Genomic DNA, 13648 nt, shown 5'->3' on the forward strand with positions numbered 1-13648 from the left:
CAGCCTGGCGACGTCGATGATCGGAGAGGACAACCCCATCAAGCTCAAGGTCGTCGCCGACAACGGCAGACTGGCCTCGGCCCAGGTGGTCAGCATCGGCCTCATCGTCACCGAGCTGGTGATCAATGCGCTCAAATACGCATTTCCCGCCGGCAAAGCCCGTGCAGTGGTGCAGGTCACCTACGAGAGCGAAAGCGCGGACTGGCGGCTGGTGGTCGCGGACAACGGCGTGGGCAAGGCGCGCGCCGGCCCAGACGCGAAGGGCGGCCTGGGCACGGTGATCGTCGCGGCCCTGGTCAAGCAGTTGGAGGCCCGCATGGAGGTGCGCGACGCCAGCCCTGGCCACAGCGTCTCGATCACCCGGGCATCCTTCGCCGCTCGCGCCTCCACGGCCGCCTGAATCGCAGAAATAACTGACATCCGATGCACCCTATGGGGAACCGAAGCGTTACTGTACCGAGGCGAGCGTGCCTCGGGGTACGAAAGCGGCGACACGATGGGCCTCGACCACACAGACGGCGCGGCGTTCCAGCGTGAACTGACCGTCCTCATCCCGCGGTTGCGCGCCTTCGCCCGCACCATGACCGGTGACGCCACCGCCGGCGACGACCTGGCCCAGGAAGTCCTGCTGAAGGCCTGGTCGGCGCGGGCCAGCTACCAGCCGGGCACCAACCTCAAGGCCTGGCTGTTCATGATCATGCGCAATCAGTTCTATTCCGAGAAACGCCGGTCCTGGCGCAGCGTCCCGCTCGACCAGGAAATGGCCGAGCAGACCCTGCGGGCGACATCCGACCCGGGTTCGATCATCGAACTCGACGAGCTGCGGCGCGCCATGATGTGCTTGCCTGACGAGCAGCGCGAGGCCCTGATTCTGGTCGGCGCGGGCGGTTGCTCGTACGAGGAGGTGGCTCAGATGTGCGACTGCGCCGTCGGCACCATCAAGAGCCGCGTCAGCCGTGCTCGCGATCGCCTCGCCCTGATCTTCGCGGAGGCTTCAATCCCGAAGGACGACGTCCGGCCCAGCCGGGCCATGGCGAACATCCTGGCGCAGTACCAGAGCGCCCATCGCGACAGCCCGGTCACCGCCCCCATTGCCGCCTGATCGCCGTCTGAGGGATCGAACCCGCCCGCCGTCAGTTGTACCCGGATTGCTGACAACCCATGGGCCTGCAGCAGCTGAGAGACACTGTGCTCCCGCCCGAGGGAGTCTGCATGTTTCGAATTCTCTACGTCGAAGATGATGTGGTTCTGCAGTTGGACGGCGAGGCCTCGCTGTTGGCCGCAGGTTACGACGTCGTCCTCGCCTCCGACGGGCCGTCGGCCTGCGCCTGCCTGCGCGACCCGGGCGCTTCGTTTGACGGACTGATAACCGATATCGACCTTGGCGGCGCCCTCAAGGGCTGGGAGGTGGCCGACGTAGGGCGTGCGCTCACCGCGCGCCTGTCCGTCGTCTATGTGACCGGCGCGGCCGGCCACGACTTCCTGAGTATGGGCGTTCCCCACAGCCTCATGGTGCCCAAGCCGTTTACCTGGGCGGCCATCGTCAGCTCGCTCTCGGGTCTGATGGCCGCTGCTGCCTAGTCCAGGGTTCGGCGATAGCGCGCCATGGCCAGCGCCGTGACCACGCAGACGAAAGCCGTGAGCGCCGCCAGTTCGCGCCACTGGTCGCCCAGGTCCTGGCCCTTGAGCAGGGAGCCCCGCACCACACGCAGGAAGTGCGTCACCGGGATCACCTCGCCGATCCACTGCGCCCAGGCCGGCATGCCGCGGAACGGGAACATGAATCCCGACAGCAGGATCGACGGCAGGATGTAGAAGAAGCTCATCTGCATGGCCTGCAATTGTGAGCGCGCCACCGTCGAGATCAGGAAGCCCAGCGCCAGCGAGCCGGTAATGAAGAGGGCGACGCCCGCCGCCAAGCCCATCCAACCGCCGCCCATCGGCACGCGGAACAGCGTCGCGGCCATCACCAGTATGATCGCCGTCTGGATCAGCCCCACCATCACGTAGGGCGCGAGCTTGCCGACCATCACCTCCAGCGGCTCCAGCGGCGTCGACAGCAGGGTTTCCATTGTGCCGCGTTCGGTCTCGCGGGTGACGCTCAACGCCGTCATCATCACCAGGGTGAGGCTCAGGATGATGCCCAGGAGGCCCGGTACGATGTTGTAGGCGGTTATGGCCTCGGGGTTGTAGCGGCGGTGGACGACCACCTCGAACGGCGCCGAAGGCTGACCCTGCAACCCGAGCGCGCCGGTGAGATCGTGGCGGAGCGCCTGGTCGGGCAGGGCGGCCAGCGCCGCCACCGCGGGCCCGGTGGCCGAGGGATCGGTGGCGTCCGCCTCGACGAGGATCTGGGCCTTGTCGCCGCGCGCCACCCGGCGGGTGAAGTCCCCGGGGATGGTCACCGCGAACTGCACCTGCCCGGTCCGCAGCAGCCGATCCAGCTCGGCGGGCGAACGGGCCTGCGCCACGACGTCGAAGTACCGCGAATTCTCCAGCGCCGCGACGATCGAGCGCGCATGGCGGCTGTCCTCCTGGATCAGCACGGCGGTGGGCAGGTGACGCGGCTCGGTGTTGATCGCGTAGCCGAACAGGATCAGCTGCGCGACGGGGATCGCCAGCATCATCGCGTAGGTGATCCGGTCCCGCGTGAGCTGCTTGAATTCCTTGATCAGCACCGCCGTCACGCGGTTTAGGGAGAAGCCCCCGGATTTCATGGGACATTGTCCTGGCTGCGGTCCATCAGCTGGATGAACACGTCCTCCAAGGTCGGCGCGGCTTCGGCCCAGCGGTAGCCCTGGCCGCGGTAGGGCGCGATCGCCGCTTCCAGCTCCGCACGGTTCTCGCCGCTGACGTGGATCGACGCACCGAAGGCCGCGGCGGTGTCCACGCCTGGCGCCTTGCCGAGCTCGTGGGCCAGCTTGTCGGCATTAGGCCCCTCGCCGTGGAAGGTGACCAGGCCGGACGCCGAGATCACCTGCTCGGCCGTCCCGCGGGCGATCAACCGGCCGTAGCTGATGTAGGCGATCTCATGGCACCGCTCGGCCTCGTCCATGTAGTGGGTGGAGACCAGCACCGTCAGGCCCTCGGCCGCCAGGGCATGGATCTCGTCCCAGAAGGTCCGCCGCGCCTTTGGATCGACGCCGGCCGTCGGCTCGTCGAGCAGCAGCAGCCTGGGTTCGTGCAGGGTGGCCGCTGCCAGCGCGAGCCGCTGCTTCCAGCCGCCCGACAGCGTCCCGGCCAGCTGCCCCCGCCGGCTCGCCAGCCCCAGCCGCTCCAACGCCGCGTCCACCCGCTCGCGCCGGCGGTCCAGGCCATAGACCCGGGCCGTGAACTGCAGGTTCTCGGCGATGGTCAGGTCCTCGTAGAGCGAGAACTTCTGGGTCATGTAGCCGGTGCGCAGCTTCACCGCGTCGGCCTCGGCGATGATATCGTAGCCCAGCGCCTGGCCCGACCCGCTGTCAGGCGTCAGCAGCCCGCACAGCATCCGCAAGGTCGTGGTTTTGCCCGAGCCGTTGGGGCCCAGGAAGCCGCAGATGCGCCCAGCCTGCACCTGGATGGTCACGTCGTTGACCACATGCTTGTCGCCGAAGCTCTTGTTCAGGTCATGAACGTCGATGGCCCAGTTTGCCGACGGCGGGCTCACGACAACGGCTCCACATCCACCGGCTGGCCGGGGTTGAGGCGGGCGGCCGGGCGCGCTTCCACCAGATAGACCAGTCGGTCGCGGGCAGAGCGGCTGTAGATCACGGGCGGGGTGAACTCGGCCGCGGGGCGACGAACTCTATCCGCGCCGTCAACCCTTTCGGACAGCCATCGCAGGCGAAGCTCACGTTGCGGCCGACGCGGTAGGCCGACAGCGTTCGCTCCGGCACGAAGAACCGGACCTTGATCCGCTCGTCCGGCAAGAGGCTCAGGATCGGCTGGTTGGCGGGCGCCCATTCGCCGGGGTGGAAGAACACGTCCTCGACCCGCGCCTTGCCGGGCGCGCGGGGCGCCACGTCGCCCAGCCGCGCCCCAGCGCCGCTGACCGCCGCATTTGCCACGGCCACCCGCGCGTCGGCGGCCTGAACCTGATCCTCGCGGGCCCCCAGCAGCGCTGCGTCACGCTGCTTGCGGGCCGCGCGCACCTGGGCGTCGGCGGCCTCGGCGGCCGATTTGGCGTCGTCCAGCCGCGCCGGCGCGTACCAGCCCTGGCTCACCAGCGGCTGCACCCGGCGCAGGTCGGCGCGGGCGTCGCGGGCACGGGCCTCGGCGGCGGCGATATTGGCCTCGAACACCGCCAGCTCCGCCGGCCGCTGGCCCTTGCGCGCGTCCTGCGCCTGCGCCGCGGCGGCTTGCGCCTCGGCGGCGGCCTGCTCGTAGGCGCTCTTCACCTGGGCGGGGTCGACCACGAACAGCGGCTGTCCGGCCGTCACCTCCTGGCCGCGCCGCACGCTGACGGTCCGCACCGTCCCGGCCACGGGCGCCGCCAGGTACAGCGGTTCGCCCTCGACGTAGCCGGACAGCGTGTCTGCCCCGCCCATGCGTGGGACCCAGACCAAGGCGGCGACAATCGCCGCCCCGCCGGCCAGCAGGCCCACCACCAGTATCCGCTGACGGTTCATACCCGCGCTCCTTCGGTCAGCATGCCGCAGAGCAGGGTCTCGACGTGCTGGGTCATGACGGCGGGGATGTCGAAGGGCTCCGCACCCACCGGCACGAAGGTCTCACGCCAGATCAAACTCACCACCAAGGGCGAGATCAGCTCCATGGCGTAGATCCGCGCGCTACCCGGCTTCACCTCGCCGCGCGCCTGCGCCGCCTCGATGGCGGCGGTCACCACGCCGAGAGCCTGTGAAACCAATTGGTCGTGCCAGACCCGTGCGATCTCCGGGAAATTCCCGGCCTCGGCCACGACCATCTTCAGGACGCCGCCGACCGGCGTCGTCTCGACCAGCTTCGCCACGTGGGCCACGACGCCGCGCAGTAGGTCGCCCAGCGGACCCGGATGGGCGGCGACCATGGCCTTCACCGTCGCGACGTTGGGAGCGATCGCCTGGCCGACCACGGCGCGGAAGATATCTTCCTTGGTCTCGAAGTAGAGGTAGACCGCGCCCTTGGAGACGCCGGCCCGGCGCGCGATCTCGTCCAGCTTCGCCGCGGCAAACCCCTTCTCAGCGAACACGGCCAGCGCCGCCCCCACGATCTCGGCGGGCCGATCGGCCTTCCGGCGGCGGAATTTCGGAGCTCCAGCGTCCATCGGGCTCTCCATTAATAACTGACCAGTCGGTTATTAATATGAAGAACAGGGTTTTGCAAGCCGTTCTGAAGCTGCGGCTAAAGCGCCCGAATCTGCAGCGATGACCCCAGGAAACATGGTTAATTTACCGCGGGCGCCCATTTTCCGCCCCGGTCCGCAGCCAGGACCCAGTCGCTCGTCGCGGTCTGCGTGACGCCCCAGTCAAATCCGCCCTGAAGCCCGGCGTCAGTCCGGCAAGGCGCATCGTTGAGTAAGGCTACCGATGTTCCCCGACGTTCGTCTGCGTCTCCGCGAGCTTGTCGCCGATCGACTCCTGCAGGTCCTGACCCTCCTCGCCGCCGTCACCGCCACCGCCGCCGCCGCCGCGCCGCTGACCGGGCTGGAGGGCAGGGCGCGGATCTCCACCGCCGTCGAGCGGGCTGTGGCCACGGTCGCGCCGCCGGCGCCGGCGCCGGAGCCCGAGCCGACGCTCGTCTGGGAGGGCGCCGACGTTGATGGTGATGGACGCGCCGATTTCGCCAATCCCACGGGCCAGCACACCCGTGGCCACGACGCCTACGGGGAAGGCGAGTTTGGCGCTCGTCGCGACGGGGGCTCACGCCGCCACGAGGGCGTCGACTTCAAGGCCGACGCCGGACAGACCGTCGAGGCCCCGATCTCCGGGTACGTCACCAAGATCGGCTACGCCTACGCTGGCGACGAGACGCTGAAGTTCGTGGAGATCACCAACCCGGCCCTGCGCTATGCAGCCCGGGTCTTCTATGTGACCCCCAAGGTGCAGGTCGGTGAGACCGTCGCCCTCGGCCACCCGATCGGCGCGGCCCGCTCCCTGCAGCGCAAGTATCCGCGTGGCATGACCAACCACGTGCACCTGGAGATCCTCGACCAGCGCGGTCGCCATGTCGACGCGACCGAGGTGATCACCGCGCAGTACCGGGTCATCACCACCGCAGCGGCCGACTAGCGCGCGCCCTCGGGGCGGCGATCACCGGCCGCCGCGGCCGATGCATCAGATGCTGATGATCCAGCCGTCTGTCAGGCTCGACTGCTGGACGCCCACCAGCACCATCTGGTCGCCGCTGCCGAGGTCGATGAGCACGTCCGCGCCCGACTGACTGACGGTGTACTGGTTGCCCAGCACCAACACCCGGTCGCCCTCGGCGCGGCTGAAGTCGGTCACCCGGTCCAGGCCGGCGCCGGCGAAGGTGTGGAAGAGGTCGGCGCCCGTCCCGCCGCTGAGGGTGTCCGAGCCCCGGTCCCCGGAGACGAAGTCGTCGCCCGCCCCGCCCGAGACGCTGTCGTTGTCCTTGCCGCCCCGCACGACATCGATCCCGTCGCCACCGGAGATGGTGTCGTTGCCCTGGTTGCCGTTCATGATGTCGATGCCCGCACCGCCGTTGGCGGTGTCGGCGCCGGCAAAGCCCGAGACCACATCGTTCAGGGCGGAGCCCGTCAGCTCATCCGCGCCGCCCAGGAACACCGACAGATCGCTGAAGTCCGGCGCGCCCTGGCCGTAAGGCAGAACGAAGTCGGTAATCGAAATCAGCGTCTGGCTGTTGAGGTCGACGCGCAGGCTGGTGAATTCTCCGCCCGTCGGGAAGCCACCCAGCAGAGTGAAGTTGCCGCCGAACACGACGTCGAGCGTGCCGTTGATCAAGCCGGACACCGTCGTCTGCAGCGCCAGTGTCGTGGCGTTCGAGGTGACGATCGTCGTCGCGCCGATCGTCAGGGCCGCGACGTCGTTGAAAGTGACGGTGCTGGAACCTGGATTGTACGAAATCTTGGACAAGAGCTACTCCCACTGGACCGCATGACGCGTCGGGCCGGCCCCCCTTGGGACCGGATCGAGACGCGGATGTCCGCGCCACTGCGTTCAGTGCCTGCGCCGCGCGCTGCGCGCCTCCCCCATTCGGGGGCGCCGCGGCGTCTGTCGGCGGGCTTTTTCGTTTTCCAGCTGTCCTTTTCGCCTTGACGTTCGAAGCCTCTCCATATTTAACAGAAACATTAATTAAGGAGTCGGTTAAATGACGCCGTCGATCGACCCGCTCAGCGCCACGCTCTCGGCTCTGGCCGACCCGACGCGCCGGGCGATCCTGGCGCGGCTGTCGGATGGAGAGGCGACGGTGAACGAGCTGGCGGGGCCCTTTGACATCAGCCTGCCTGCCGTCTCGCGCCACCTGAAGGTGCTGCAGGCTGCCGGCCTGATCACTCGCAGCCGCGAGGCGCAGTGGCGGCCCTGCCGGCTGGAAGCGGGGCCGCTGAAGGACCTCGCCGCCTGGCTCGCGCATTACCGGCGCTTCTGGGAGGGCAGCTTCGACCGGATGGACGCCTACCTCGCAGACCTCACGAAAGGGGATCCCGATGGCCGCAAGCACTGAGCCCGCAGGCATGGGGATCGCGACCCCGCCCGCCCACGCGGCCTCGCTTCCCGACGAGGAGCTGTTCCTGGTCCGCGCCTTCGACGCGCCCGTCTCGCTGGTGTTCAGCCTCTGGTCGGACGTGGAACGCCGGGCGCGGTGGTGGGGCCCGAAGGACTTCACCTGCAGGCGCCTGGAGCAGGATTTCCGCCCCGGCGGCGCTTGGCGCGCGTGCATCGCCTCGGCCGACACCGGCGAGAGCTGGCACGGCGGTGTGTTCCGCGAGATCGAGCAAGACCGGCGCATCGTCTTCACCTTCACCTGGGACACCGGCCCGGCCGGCGGAGTGGAGACCCTTGTCACCGTCACCTTCGCCGAGGAGCAGGGGGCGACCATCCAGACCTTCCACCAGGCCCCGTTCACCAGCGTCGAGCGGCGCGACAGTCACGTCGTTGGCTGGAGCCAGGTGCTCGACCGCCAGCAGGCCTACGCCGAAACCTCTGCCCAAGGAGACAAGCCATGATCACCGTCACCGCCTTCAAGTGGGTGCCGCCGTTCGCCCAGGGCGTCGTTCGCGACCTGCGCGTCCGCTGGGCGCTCGAGGAAGCCGGCATTCCCTACGAGGAGAAGCTGATCGGTCTGGACGACCGGGATACGGCCGCCTACCGCGCCATCCAGCCCTGGGGCCAGGTGCCGGTGATCGAGGAGGATGGCCTCACGCTGTTCGAGACCGGGGCCATCCTGCTGCGGATCGCCGAGCGGTCGCCCGTCCTGTGTCCGGCCGACGATGCGGGCCACGCCAGGATGACGCAATGGGTGCTTGCGGCCCTCAATTCGGTCGAGCCAGCCATCAGCGCGCTGGTCGAGATCGACATCTTCCACACCGACGAGCCATGGGCCAAGGAGCGTCGCCCCGGCGCGGTGGCCTTCCTGAAGCTCAAGCTGGATGCGCTCGCCAAGCGGCTTGCCGGCCGCGAATACCTGGAGGACCGCTTCACCGCCGGCGACCTGATGATGGCGACTGTGCTGCGAAACCTGCGTCACACCGACCTGATCACCGCCGATCCGGTGCTGGGGCCCTACCTGGCGCGGTGTGAGGCGCGGCCCGCGTTCCAGAAGGCGCTGGCCGACCAGCTGGCCGCCTTCGCCGCCCATGAGCCGGTCCCCGAGCCGGCCTGATGGGATGAGCGCGCGCGGCGACGGCAGGGATTGTCGATCGGTCAATCATCCTGACGCCGCCGTTCATCGACGGTTCAAGGCGGAGCTCTGATCCTTGCTGCAGTTGGCGTGTTGCAGGTGAGGGCCATGACCGATCCGAAGTCCCCAGCGTCCCGTCCATCGCCCTGGGCGGTGGCGCTGCTGGTGTTCAGCGCCGCCTTTGCCCTGGTCACGTTGGCGCTGGTCTCGACGGGTTATACGCCGTTCTAGTCTAGGTCGCGGGCGTCAGCGGCTTGACCAGCAGTATCGTGGTCAGTCCACTGTTCCATTCCTCGTCCGGATACCGGCCGGCCTCCACGTAGCCGCGCTTGGCGTAAAACGCCTGGCTGCGCACGTTGAAGGTGTCCGTTTCCAGTCTAGCTGCGGCGAAGCCCGCTCGCGCGATCTCGCGTTCGGCCAGGTCCATCAACTGGCCGCCGATCCCGCTCCGGGCATCGGCGGCCCGCACGTGCAGGGCGTTGACGAAGTCGCCCTCCCAGTCGACGAGTCCGACCACCTCGCCGGCCCGCTCGGCGACCCAGAATGCCAGCCCCCGCGCGGCGACATAGGCGCTCGGCCGATCCTCGTCGCGGACCGCGCGGGCGGCGGCGGGCGTGAGCTGCGGAAGCCAGGTGCTCTGCAGGGTGTCCTGCAGCACCGCCTTCAGCGCCTCGGCGTCGGCCGGCCGGGCCGCGCGCAGGATGACTTGGGCATGCATCCGCGCACGCTAGCCATGGCGGCGCTTCAGCGCTACGTCACGCCGGTCGCCGTGGCCCTTTCGCCATCGCTAGCAACGGGGGAGCTACCCACATGAAAATCCGCATGGCCGCCGCGATCGGCGTGATGGCCCTCGCTGCCCCGGCCGCCGCACCCGCCCACTTCATCCTGCAGGAACCGAAGTCGGCGATTGTGGAGAACGTGCTGGGTGATCCTCAGAAAGCGGAACCGTGCGGCGTCACGGCCGAGAAGCCGGGCACGCCGACCGGCGCTGTCACGGAACTCAAGGGCGGCTCGATGCTGCACATCAAGGTCAAGGAGACCATCTATCATCCGGGCTACTACCGCCTCGCGCTGTCGGTCCTGGACCGCGCGGAGCTGCCGGGCGATCCGGAGGACACGACCCGTGATACGCCACGCGGTCCGTGGTCGGTCTCCGGCAAGATAGACAAGAACCCCAAGCCGCCGGTGCTCGTCGACGGCCTCTGGGAGCATCGGACGCGCCCGACCACGGAGTTCGAGACCGATGTTCGGATCCCGAACATCAACTGCGACCACTGTACGCTCCAGGTGCTCCAGTTCATGGAGGATCACGGCGTCAATAACCCCGGCCGATTCAGCTACCACCACTGCGCCGACCTGAAGATCACGGCTGACCCGACGATGGCGATCGACAAGGGCTGGCCGGGACAAGGCAAGTCAAAGGGCAAGGCGAAAGCCAAGAACTGACCCTGAAGCCTTGGCCATGACGGACCTCTTTGCGCCCCTGACCTTCCTGCGCGGCCCGGCCATGGCCAACCGCCTGATGCTGTCGCCGATGACCAGCGACCAGGCGTTGCCGGACGGGCGGGTGACAGAGGACGAGGTGCGCTGGCTGGACATGCGCGCCGCGGGCGGCTTTGGCGGGGTGATGACCTCGGCCTCCTACGTCCAGGCCCAGGGCAAGGGCGGCCAGGGCCAGACCGGCATCTGGTCGGACGACCACGTGGAAGGACTGTCGGGGCTGGCCCGCACGATCAAGTCGCACGGACGTTTGGCGGCTCTGCAGTTGCATCACGCCGGCTACCGCGCGTCGCGGCGATCGGTGCCGCAGCCCGTGGGGCCGTCCGATGATCCCGAGAGCGGCTCGCGGGGCCTGACCACCGCCGAGGTCGAGCAACTCGTGGAAGACTTCGTCGCAGGCGCCCGACGGGCGGAGCAAGCGGGGTTCGATGGCGTCGAGCTGCATGGCGCCCACGGCTACCTGCTGGCCCAGTTCCTGTCGGCGGAGGACAACCGGCGCACCGATCGCTACGGCGGCAGCCTGGAGAACCGCGCCCGGCTGACCCTCGAGATCATCGATGGCGTACGCCGGACCTGCCGGACCGATTTCCAGTTAGGACTGCGCCTCTCGCCGGAGCGCTACGGCATGAGGCTGGGAGAGGTGCGCGACCTAGCCGCCGAGGTCATGGCCGGTGGCGAACTCGACTGGCTGGACCTGTCCCTCTGGGACGCCAACAAGGCCCCCGTCGAGGCCGGATTCCAGGAGCGCCCGCTGTTCGCGTGGTTCACCGACCTGCCGCGTCACGGGGTGCGGCTGGGGGTGGCCGGCAAGATCATGACGCCGGTGGTGGCGGCCGGACTGCTGGAAGCGGGCGCAGACTTCGTGCTGATCGGGCGAGCCGCCATCCTGCACCACGACTGGCCGATGCGCGCCAGGCGGGACCCGGGCTTCGAGCCCGCATCCCTGCCGGTCAGCGCCGAGCACCTCGCAAGCGAGGGGCTCGGCGCCCGGTTCATCCGCTACGTGGCGACCTTCGACAACTTCGTCATCCCGGCCTGACGGCGCGGCTTAGGCGCGGCGGGCCCGGACCAGGCCGACGATGAACAGCAGCAGGATCGCGCCCACGGTGGCCACGATCAGGCTGGGGATGACGCCCGACCCGATGCCGAGGTTCAGGGTCGTGGCCAGGAAGCTGCCCAGGAACGCACCCACGACGCCGACGACCAGGTTCATGAGCAGCCCGTGGTTGCGCCGCATGACCTTCTCCGCGATCCAGCCGGCCAGGATGCCGATCAGGATTGCGCCGATAATCCCAACACCACTCATCTCGCTTCTCCTCCAATACGTGGGAGCCGAAATGCCGGAGTCGCAGGGAAGTTGCATGGCGCCGCTGGCTCGGCATAGCGGGGGTGTGGTCGGCGTACGAAACGGCTAAGCTCGACGGAACAAAGCTCAAGCTTGGACGCTCGGTCTCGCATGAAGTCCCTGCCGAACATCCTCACCGGCTCGCGCCTGATCATGGCGCTGTTCATGTTCGTGGCGTTCGCGGCCGCGGCTGGGGCAGTGCCCTACTTCTCCAACCGCCTTGAGCCGGACCAGCAGTTCGCGCTGCAGCGCTGGGCGGTCTACGCCTTCGTCCTGGCCGCTGTGACCGACTTCTTCGACGGCTGGCTCGCGCGAAAGCTGGATGCGGAAAGCGTCTGGGGCGCGATCCTCGACCCGATCGGCGACAAGGTGCTGGTCTGTGGCGCCATCCTCGGCCTGCTGACGCTGGGGCCGCAGCCGTATGTCGTCCTGCCGGCGGGCCTGATCCTCTTCCGCGAGTTCACCGTCAGCGCCCTGCGCGAAGTGGGCGCCGCCAAGGGCGTGAAGCTGCCGGTCACCCTGCTGGCCAAGTGGAAGACCACCCTGCAGCTCACGGCGCTGACGATGGAGTTGGTGGTGGCGGCCTGGGGCGCCTTCAGCCTCCCGGACGGCACCCAATTCCGCGAAGGATTCGAGTGGGCGGCGCATGGCCTCTTCTGGGTCGCCGCGGTCGTCACCGTGATCACTGGCTGGCAGTACTGGACGCAGACCCGCAAGGCGCTGGCCTAGCGATCTACGCGCCGCTCACGACATCGGATTGGCCGAAGGCGAAGGCTCCGGAAGGGGGATGAACTCCTCGTGGTCGGCGTCGGGGAGCTTCATGCGCCCGGCGCGCCAGTCGGCCTTGGCTTGCTCCAGGCGGTCCTTGGACGAGGAGACGAAATTCCACTCGATGAAGCGCGGACCGACGGGCTCGCCGCCCAACAGCATGACCGTAGCCGCGGTCACGGCAGTGATCGGGACCGGCCTGCCCGGCGCGAATACGATCATCTGCCCGGGCTGGAAGCGGCGGCCGTCTATCTCGACCTCGCCCTGCGCCACATAGGCCGCCCGTTCCGGATACTCCGCCGGGAGTTCGGCCGTGGCGCCGGCGCCCAGCCGCCAATGCAGGTAGAACAAGGGCGACAGGGTCCTGACCTTGGCTTCCGCTCCAAACGCCCTGCCGGCGATCAGCCGCGCCCAGACCCCGGCGTCCTCGAACGTGGGCAGGTCCGCCGGGCCATGGTTGGCGAAGGACGGATCGGTCTCTTCCATCGCCGTCGGCAACGCCACCCACGCCTGGATGCCATGCATGGTTCCGCCCTCGGCGCGCAGGGTCTCGAAACGCTCGGAGTGGGTGATGCCCGAGCCGGCGGTCATCCAGTTGACCTCGCCCGGATGGATTGCCTGGGTGACGCCCGTCGAGTCTCGATGGGTGATCTCGCCGGCGAACAGGTAGGTGACGGTCGACAGCCCTATGTGCGGATGCGGCCGGACATCGACGGTGCGCGGGAAGCCCGGCTGGAAGGCCGCGGGGCCCATGTGATCGAAGAACACGAATGGCCCGACCATCCTGTGCTTGGCGTAGGGCAGGACGCGGCCGACCTCGAAACCGCCGAGGTCCTTGCGCCGCTGGTCGATGATCAGTTCGATCATGGTCGCTTCTTCTGCAACCGAGGTTAGCGCCGGCGGCGACCGGCGTCATCCTCCTCTACTCCGAGAACGGATGCGGCAGGGGCCCGGAGCGGAACAGGATGACCGGGTTCTCGTCGTAGTCGCCCATCTCGGTGTCGGCCGTGGCTGAGAACGCCACAACGGCGGGCCGCAGCGGGCCCAGCCGCTCGGCCTTGCGCCGGGCCTCCTCGGCGGTCTTGCAGCCAACCTGCTGCTCGGCCTTCAGCGACTTGCCGCGCCCGGCCTTGTAGGACTGGACGATGTAGACGGTTTCCTTGGCCATGGACCCTTCACGCGCCGGTTCGGCGGCGGGGTCAATGGCGCGCCGTTGGCTTCACCCCGGCGAGATCCTCT

General features: G+C 68.6%; 20 protein-coding genes. 11 read left to right on the forward strand and 9 right to left on the reverse strand.

Going from position 1 to position 13648, the window contains the following annotated elements:
• The 3 genes from QZV94_RS16565 to QZV94_RS16575 all read left to right on the forward strand — a co-directional run.
• A partial coding sequence (locus QZV94_RS16565) for a sensor histidine kinase (RefSeq protein ID WP_293679142.1) occupies positions 1-400 on the forward strand: 400 nt, incomplete at its 5' end.
• 96 nt (positions 401-496) lie between these two features.
• Positions 497-1102, forward strand: coding sequence for a sigma-70 family RNA polymerase sigma factor (locus QZV94_RS16570; protein ID WP_293679144.1), 606 nt, complete (start codon positions 497-499; stop codon positions 1100-1102).
• A 110-nt stretch (positions 1103-1212) separates the two neighbouring features.
• Positions 1213-1581, forward strand: coding sequence for a response regulator (locus QZV94_RS16575; RefSeq protein WP_293679146.1), 369 nt, complete (start codon positions 1213-1215; stop codon positions 1579-1581).
• Here QZV94_RS16575 and QZV94_RS16580 read toward each other — a convergent pair.
• The 4 genes from QZV94_RS16580 to QZV94_RS16595 all read right to left on the reverse strand — a co-directional run bounded on the left by QZV94_RS16580 (position 1578) and on the right by QZV94_RS16595 (position 5242).
• Complete coding sequence (locus tag QZV94_RS16580) at positions 1578-2717, reverse strand: ABC transporter permease (protein WP_293679148.1); 1140 nt, start codon at positions 2715-2717, stop codon at positions 1578-1580. The genes QZV94_RS16575 and QZV94_RS16580 overlap by 4 nt on opposite strands.
• Entirely contained in the window at positions 2714-3646 is a 933-nt protein-coding gene (locus tag QZV94_RS16585; protein WP_293679150.1) for an ABC transporter ATP-binding protein, read from the reverse strand. The genes QZV94_RS16580 and QZV94_RS16585 overlap by 4 nt, the downstream gene beginning before the upstream one ends.
• Before the next feature lie 100 nt (positions 3647-3746).
• A complete protein-coding gene (locus tag QZV94_RS16590; protein ID WP_293679152.1) occupies positions 3747-4607 on the reverse strand; it encodes an HlyD family efflux transporter periplasmic adaptor subunit in 861 nt (286 codons plus the stop codon).
• A complete protein-coding gene (locus tag QZV94_RS16595; protein WP_293679154.1) occupies positions 4604-5242 on the reverse strand; it encodes a TetR/AcrR family transcriptional regulator in 639 nt (212 codons plus the stop codon). Before QZV94_RS16595 ends, QZV94_RS16590 begins: the two co-directional genes overlap by 4 nt.
• 262 nt (positions 5243-5504) lie before the next feature.
• Between QZV94_RS16595 and QZV94_RS16600 the strand changes: the two genes are divergently transcribed.
• Positions 5505-6206 carry a M23 family metallopeptidase gene (locus QZV94_RS16600; protein ID WP_293679156.1) on the forward strand — a complete coding sequence of 234 codons (702 nt, stop codon included), beginning with the start codon at positions 5505-5507 and terminating at the stop codon, positions 6204-6206.
• A gap of 45 nt (positions 6207-6251) precedes the next feature.
• Here QZV94_RS16600 and QZV94_RS16605 read toward each other — a convergent pair whose 3' ends face one another.
• Positions 6252-7031 (reverse strand): calcium-binding protein, encoded by a 780-nt coding sequence (locus QZV94_RS16605; RefSeq protein ID WP_293679158.1) that lies wholly within the window; start codon positions 7029-7031, stop codon positions 6252-6254.
• 235 nt (positions 7032-7266) lie between these two features.
• On the opposite strand from QZV94_RS16605, the gene QZV94_RS16610 reads away from it, so the two are divergent.
• The 4 genes from QZV94_RS16610 to QZV94_RS16625 all read left to right on the forward strand — a co-directional run bounded on the left by QZV94_RS16610 (position 7267) and on the right by QZV94_RS16625 (position 9027).
• Positions 7267-7620, forward strand: a complete 354-nt coding sequence (locus QZV94_RS16610) for a helix-turn-helix transcriptional regulator (RefSeq protein ID WP_293679160.1) — start codon at positions 7267-7269, stop codon at positions 7618-7620.
• The gene (locus tag QZV94_RS16615) at positions 7604-8122 is read left to right on the forward strand and encodes an SRPBCC domain-containing protein (protein WP_293679162.1); all 519 of its coding nucleotides are present in this window, start codon (positions 7604-7606) and stop codon (positions 8120-8122) included. Before QZV94_RS16610 ends, QZV94_RS16615 begins: the two co-directional genes overlap by 17 nt.
• On the forward strand, positions 8119-8778 hold the full coding sequence (locus QZV94_RS16620) for a glutathione S-transferase family protein (RefSeq protein WP_293679164.1): 660 nt from the start codon (positions 8119-8121) through the stop codon (positions 8776-8778). Before QZV94_RS16615 ends, QZV94_RS16620 begins: the two co-directional genes overlap by 4 nt.
• Before the next feature lie 126 nt (positions 8779-8904).
• Positions 8905-9027 carry a hypothetical protein gene (locus QZV94_RS16625; RefSeq protein WP_293679166.1) on the forward strand — a complete coding sequence of 41 codons (123 nt, stop codon included), beginning with the start codon at positions 8905-8907 and terminating at the stop codon, positions 9025-9027.
• 1 nt (position 9028) lies between these two features.
• On the opposite strand, the gene QZV94_RS16630 is transcribed toward QZV94_RS16625, so the two are convergent.
• Positions 9029-9514: a GNAT family N-acetyltransferase gene (locus QZV94_RS16630; protein WP_293679168.1), complete on the reverse strand. Its 486-nt coding sequence runs from the start codon at positions 9512-9514 to the stop codon at positions 9029-9031.
• Between the two features lie 92 nt (positions 9515-9606).
• On the opposite strand from QZV94_RS16630, the gene QZV94_RS16635 reads away from it, so the two are divergent.
• Entirely contained in the window at positions 9607-10242 is a 636-nt protein-coding gene (locus QZV94_RS16635) for an SCE4755 family polysaccharide monooxygenase-like protein (protein ID WP_293679170.1), read from the forward strand.
• A 16-nt stretch (positions 10243-10258) separates the two neighbouring features.
• Positions 10259-11335, forward strand: a complete 1077-nt coding sequence (locus QZV94_RS16640; protein WP_293679172.1) for an NADH:flavin oxidoreductase — start codon at positions 10259-10261, stop codon at positions 11333-11335.
• Between the two features lie 9 nt (positions 11336-11344).
• Here QZV94_RS16640 and QZV94_RS16645 read toward each other — a convergent pair whose 3' ends face one another.
• Positions 11345-11602, reverse strand: a complete 258-nt coding sequence (locus tag QZV94_RS16645) for a GlsB/YeaQ/YmgE family stress response membrane protein (RefSeq protein ID WP_293679174.1) — start codon at positions 11600-11602, stop codon at positions 11345-11347.
• A 150-nt stretch (positions 11603-11752) separates the two neighbouring features.
• Between QZV94_RS16645 and pgsA the strand changes: the two genes are divergently transcribed.
• Positions 11753-12370, forward strand: a complete 618-nt coding sequence (gene pgsA, locus QZV94_RS16650; RefSeq protein ID WP_293679176.1) for a CDP-diacylglycerol--glycerol-3-phosphate 3-phosphatidyltransferase — start codon at positions 11753-11755, stop codon at positions 12368-12370.
• 15 nt (positions 12371-12385) lie between these two features.
• Here the strand turns inward: pgsA and QZV94_RS16655 are convergent, their stop codons facing one another.
• On the reverse strand, positions 12386-13276 hold the full coding sequence (locus tag QZV94_RS16655; protein ID WP_293679178.1) for a pirin family protein: 891 nt from the start codon (positions 13274-13276) through the stop codon (positions 12386-12388).
• 55 nt (positions 13277-13331) lie between these two features.
• Positions 13332-13577 carry a hypothetical protein gene (locus tag QZV94_RS16660; RefSeq protein ID WP_293679180.1) on the reverse strand — a complete coding sequence of 82 codons (246 nt, stop codon included), beginning with the start codon at positions 13575-13577 and terminating at the stop codon, positions 13332-13334.
• Positions 13578-13648: the final 71 nt, after the last annotated feature.

It is taken from the genome of uncultured Phenylobacterium sp. (assembly GCF_902826855.1).
Lineage (GTDB): Bacteria > Pseudomonadota > Alphaproteobacteria > Caulobacterales > Caulobacteraceae > Phenylobacterium.